4 protein-coding genes are annotated in these 5,431 nt (G+C 71.8%); 1 reads left to right on the top strand and 3 read right to left on the bottom strand.

Annotated elements, in window-relative coordinates:
* Positions 1-73: 73 nt before the first annotated feature.
* Positions 74-2,011 (bottom strand): glutamine--fructose-6-phosphate transaminase (isomerizing), encoded by a 1,938-nt coding sequence (glmS, locus tag AC30N0_RS01335; RefSeq protein ID WP_489516139.1) that lies wholly within the window; start codon positions 2,009-2,011, stop codon positions 74-76.
* A 133-nt stretch (positions 2,012-2,144) separates the two neighbouring features.
* Here glmS and AC30N0_RS01340 point away from each other — a divergent pair, with 133 nt between their 5' ends.
* Complete coding sequence (locus tag AC30N0_RS01340) at positions 2,145-2,675, top strand: Lrp/AsnC family transcriptional regulator (RefSeq protein WP_489516140.1); 531 nt, start codon at positions 2,145-2,147, stop codon at positions 2,673-2,675.
* A gap of 7 nt (positions 2,676-2,682) precedes the next feature.
* On the opposite strand, the gene AC30N0_RS01345 is transcribed toward AC30N0_RS01340, so the two are convergent.
* Positions 2,683-3,348 (bottom strand): 3'-5' exonuclease, encoded by a 666-nt coding sequence (locus tag AC30N0_RS01345; protein ID WP_489516141.1) that lies wholly within the window; start codon positions 3,346-3,348, stop codon positions 2,683-2,685.
* A gap of 11 nt (positions 3,349-3,359) precedes the next feature.
* Complete coding sequence (locus AC30N0_RS01350) at positions 3,360-5,273, bottom strand: DUF294 nucleotidyltransferase-like domain-containing protein (protein ID WP_489516142.1); 1,914 nt, start codon at positions 5,271-5,273, stop codon at positions 3,360-3,362.
* Positions 5,274-5,431 lie beyond the last annotated feature (158 nt).

A 5,431-nucleotide genomic window follows, 5' to 3' on the forward strand; every position in this document is an offset into this window, starting at 1 on the left:
AGCAGGTGGGAGCGCAGGGCAGGAAGGCTCATGCGTGAGCGAGTGTAGAGACTCGCCGTCCGTCGATCGTCTCCTACTCGACCGTCACGCTCTTCGCCAGGTTCCTCGGCTTGTCCACATCCGTCCCCCGCGCCACCGCCGTGTGATACGCGAGCAACTGCAGCGGCACGACGTGCAGGATCGGCGAGAGCATGCCGTAGTGCTCCGGCATGCGGATGACGTGGACGCCCTCGCCCGACTGGATCCGCGTGTCTGCATCGGCGAAGACGAACAGCTCGCCGCCGCGCGCCCGCACCTCGTGCAGGTTGCTCTCGAGCTTCTCGAGCAGGGCGTCGTTGGGGGCGATCGCGACCACCGGCATCTGCGCCGTGACCAGCGCCAGCGGCCCGTGCTTGAGCTCGCCGGCAGGGTAGGCCTCGGCATGGATGTAGCTGATCTCCTTCAGCTTCAGCGCCCCTTCGAGCGCCACCGGGTAGTGCATGCCGCGGCCGAGGAAGAGCGCGTTCTCCTTGGCCGCGAAGGCCTCGCTCCAGGCGATGATCTGCGGCTCGAGGGCGAGCACCGCCTGCACCGCCACGGGCAGGTGGCGCAGCGCCTTCAGGTGCGCGGCCTCGTCGTCGTCGGACAGGCGGCCGCGCACCTGGGTGAGCGCCAGCGTGAGCAGGAACAGGCCGACGAGCTGGGTCGTGAAGGCCTTGGTCGAGGCCACGCCGATCTCGACGCCGGCCCGCGTGATGTAGGCCATGACGCACTCGCGGACCATCGCGCTGGTCGCGACGTTGCACACCGTCAGCGTGTGCGCCATGCCGAGCGAGCGGGCATGCTTCAAGGCGGCCAGGGTGTCGGCGGTCTCGCCGCTCTGCGAGATCGTCACGACCAGGGTGCGCGGGTTCGGCACGCTGTCGCGGTAGCGGTACTCGCTGGCGACCTCGACCGAGGTCGGGATGCGGGCGATCGACTCGAGCCAGTACTTGGCGACCGAGCCGCTGTAGTAGCTGGTGCCGCAGGCGAGGATCAGGACGGCGTCGATCTCCTTGAAGATGCGGAAGGCGTCGTCGCCGAACAGGTCGGGCGAGATGGCGGGCACGGCGTCGAGGGTGTCGGCGATCGCCTTCGGCTGCTCGAAGATCTCCTTCTGCATGTAGTGCCGGTAGGGCCCGAGCTCGGCGGCGCCGGTGTGCGCGACGACGGTCCGGACCGGCCGCTCGGCGCGCCGGAAGACGCCGTTCGCGTCGGCATGCGTGATCCAGTACTTGCCGAGCTGCAGGTCGACGACGTCGCCCTCTTCCAGATACACGATCTGGTCGGTGACGCCGGCCAGCGCCATCGCATCGGAGGCGAGGAAGTTCTCGTTGGCGCCTTCCTGCCCGCCGACGCCGAGCACCAGCGGCGAGCCCTGGCGGGCACCGATCACGCGATGCGGCTCGTCGCGGCAGAACACGGCGACGGCGTAGGCGCCGCGCAGGCGCGGCAAGGCGCGCTGGACCGCCTCGAGCAGGTCGCCGTCGTACAGGTGATCGATCAGGTGCGCGATCACCTCGGTGTCGGTCTGCGTGACGAAGGCATAGCCCCGGCCCTGCAGCTCGGCGCGTAGCTCGTCGTGGTTCTCGATGATCCCGTTGTGGACCAGGCCGACGCGACCGCCCGCCGCGATGCCCGAGGCCTCACCGGCCTCGGCCCCGGCGTCCGCCTCGTCACCGGATTCAGCGACGCCGTTCGCGCCGGTGACGTTCGGCCCGTGCGAGAAGTGCGGGTGGGCGTTGTGGACCAGCGGCGCACCATGCGTCGCCCAGCGCGTGTGCGCGATGCCGGTGCCGCCGGTCAGGCGCTCGGCCTCGACGTTGACGGCCAGCTCGGCGACGCGCGCGGTACTGCGGGCCCGGCGCAGCGTGCCGTCCTGGCTGAGGGCCACGCCGCAGGAGTCGTAGCCGCGGTACTCGAGCCGGCGCAGGCCCTCGAGCAGGACGGGAACGATGTTGCGGGCGCTGACGGCGGCGACGATTCCACACATGGCCGGCTCCGAATTGAAGGAGCGGCGACTCTAGCGTGGAGCATCTGCATCGTGTTTGCGTAATCGCCGCTTTTACGACAGACTATTTCACCGCGCGTGCAACTTTCAGATTTCCTCCCAAGCGACCAAGTTCATGAATACTTCCTTCGATGCAGTCGACCTCCGGCTGCTGGACGCGCTGCAGGGCGACGCCTCCCGGACCAACGAATCACTCGCGGCGAGCCTCGGCCTGTCGCCAGCGACATGCCTGCGCCGGGTCAAGCGCCTGGTCGACGCCGGCGTCGTGGCCCGCCGCGTCGCCCTCCTGTCGGCGGAGCGGCTGGGGCACGGCCTCACCGCCTTCGCCGAGGTGACGCTCGATCGCCAGTCGGCCGAGGCGATGGCCGCGTTCGAGGCCCGCGCCGTCGCTGAAGCGGCGGTGCAGCAGTGCCATCGCGTCTCGCCCGGGCCGGATTTCATCCTCCTGGTCCAGGTCGCCGACATGGCCGGCTATCACGCGCTGGTGCAACGGCTCTTCACTGCCGACGCGAACGTGCGCAACGTGAAGACTTTCTTCAGCGTTCACCGCGCCAAGTTCGAGACCCGCATTGCCTTGCCCGAGCCCGGCGCCGCACCGTCGCGGGGCAGGCTCCGGCAGCCGGCCGCAGGGTCGAGCTCGCGCTGACCCTGGTTCAGCCGGGCATCCAGCGCCGCGCTGCGGCGAGGCCCTGGACGGCGCGAAAGTCCGGCCGCGGCAACTCCCGGCGCAGCGCCGGCCACAGCCTGAGCAGCAGCTCGGCCGTGGCCAGTGCGTCTGCGGCGGCCTGGTGCCGCACCGCGCAGACGATGCCGAAGTGGGCCAGCCAGTCGTCCAGGGCCTTGCCCCGGACGCCGGGATGGAGCACCGCGGCGAGCGGCGCGAGATCGAGCCAGGCAGCCGGCAGCGGCGGCCGCCCCTGCTCGCGGCAGGCCCGGTCGAGCATCGCCCGGTCGAAGGCGGCGTGAAAGGCGATCAGCGGCGACGCCCCGGCCCAGGCGACGAAGGCGTCCAGGCCAGCCGCGAAATCCATGCCCTCGCGCTGCGCACCCATGCCGATGCCGTGCAGCAGGATGTTGGCCTTGTCGGGAGGTGCCACCACGTCGGGCTGGCACAGCACCACCTCGAAGCTGTCGCCGAGGCGGACGCGCGGCCGGTCGCCATGCGATGCGTCGCCCGGCCGATGCACGGCGACGGCGGCGATCGCGAGCAGCCGGTCGCGCCGGACGTCGAGGCCGCTCGCCTCGACATCGAGCACGACCCAGCGCGCGTCGTCGAGCGGCGGGCTGCGGCCGAACCAGCGGCGGGCGGTCTCCCACATCGAGGCTCGTCTCAACGCCGGTAGTCGAGCTCGATGCGCTGCTGCAGCTGGCGCGCCACCTTGCAGGCTTCCTTCAGCATGTGCCGATCGATGTCGCTGAGGCTGGACAAGTCGATCCTGTTCGGATGCGCCTCGGCGGACGTGCCGGCCTCGGTCGCCGCCCGCAGCTGCACGCGCAGGCGCAGCATCTGCAGGAACTCGAAGGCGATCACCCACGACTCCGATTCGCGCGGCGTCGCGCCGAGCCGCGGTGCCACGGCCTCGAGGCGGGCCCGCGTTCCGGTCTCCCGGATGCCGTGCGCCAGGGCATAGAGACGCGCCGCGGCGACGAAGATGCTCGAGCCCTGCAGCTTGAGGTCGAACATCGGCCGGCCGTCGACCTCGGTGGTGTCGATGGCGCCGCGCCAGTTGAGCGGCGCCGGCTGGCGCAGTGCGTCGTCGGCCATCTGCTTGATGAAGCGCGGCACCGCCGCGGCGCGGGCGCCGATGTCGGCGCGCAGCGGCTCGACCAGCCCGACCGCCCCGCACAGGGGGCGCAGGTCGAAGTAGATGCTGGCGGCGAGCAGGTCGGCCGGCGTGCCGCGCTCGATCCAGCCGGCGAAGGCCTGCTGCCACTCCTCCACCGACAGGCAGCAGGCCGGGTTGCTGGCCATGACGTTGCCCTTGCACAGCGGATAGCCGCAGGCATCGAGCCCCTCGTTCACCTCGCGCCCGAAGGCGAGCCAGTCGGCGCGGTCGGCGTCGGGCGAGTCGCTGACGAACATCAGGCCGTTGTCCTGGTCGGTGGCGACGGTCTGCTCCGAGCGGCCCTCCGAGCCGAAGGCCAGCCAGCAGGCGCGCCCCAGGTCGCGGCCGCGCCGCTCGGCGACGAGCTGCACCAGGCGCTCGGTGAGGTTGTCGTTGAGGCGGCTGACGAGCTCGGTGAGCTGGCGCGCGCCGACACCCTGGCCGAGCAGATGGCCCGCGAAACGGCGGATCTCGGCAGCGAGCGCCTGCAGGGCCGGAAGGTCGGCAGCGACGCGCAGCCGGGAGCCGATCTGGCGCAGCGACAGCCGCTGCAGCGCGAACAGGTCGCGCTCGGAGACGACGTTGACGACGCGACCGGCCTCTGTCACCGGGACGTGGCGGATGCCACGCGTCGACATCAGCAGGGCAGCGTCGAGCAGGGTCCTGCCGCTGCCCAGCGAGTGGACAGGGGCGCTCATGACCGAGCCGACCGGATCGCCCAGCGGCCGCTGCGGCAGGGTGATGCGGCCGACGACGTCGTGCCGGGTCAGGATGCCGACCGGCGACTCGGCCGCGTCGGTGACCACGATCGACCCGACGTGGCCTTTGTGCATCGCCGCCAGCGCCTCGCCGAGCGGCGTCGACTCGACGCAGCGGAGCACGGCGCGCCGCGGCAGCGTCGACAGCGCCGCCTCCAGCGAGTGCTCGGCGTGGACCTGCGATGCCCAGGCCGCCTGCAGCGCGCGCCGCGACTGCTCGAGCAGCTGCGCGGCCCGGTGGCTGAGGAAGTCGGCGAAGGGCGCGCTGCGCTCAGAGAGCGATCGCACCAGCGCCGCCGGGAGCAGCAGGCAGAAGGTGTCGGCGTTGGCGGTGTAGGTGCCGCTCACCGGCCGCTCGGCGAGCACCGCGCCGGCCGGAAACAGGTCGCCGCCCGTGTACTCGACGCGGCTCTGCTCGTCGGCCGGCCGGCGGCTCGTGACGCTGCCGCGGCGGATCACGTGCAGCATTCGCGCCGGGCCCATCGACGGGGCCAGCACGACCTCGCCGGGCGCGTAGTAGGCCTGCTGGGCCCCGGCGATCAGGGCGTCGAGATCGGCCGGGCTCATGCGCGAGAACGGGAGCGAGCGCGTCAGCTCGGCGCGCAGGAGCTCGAGCAGGCTGCGCGAAGGCGAGGGATCACGCGACGAGGCCAGGGCCACGGAGGTCCGCCGATCGGCCCCGCGACGGGGGCCTTGCCGGCCGACTGTAGCGCTCAGCGCCTGAGGATCACCAGGCCCTTCAGGTACTCGCCCTCGGGGAAGGTCACCGTCATCGGGTGGTCCGGCGCGGCGCCGAGGCGGGCGTAGAAGAGGCCGTC

It is taken from the genome of Rhizobacter sp. (assembly GCF_031412495.1).
Taxonomy (GTDB): Bacteria; Pseudomonadota; Gammaproteobacteria; order Burkholderiales; family Burkholderiaceae_C; genus Schlegelella_A.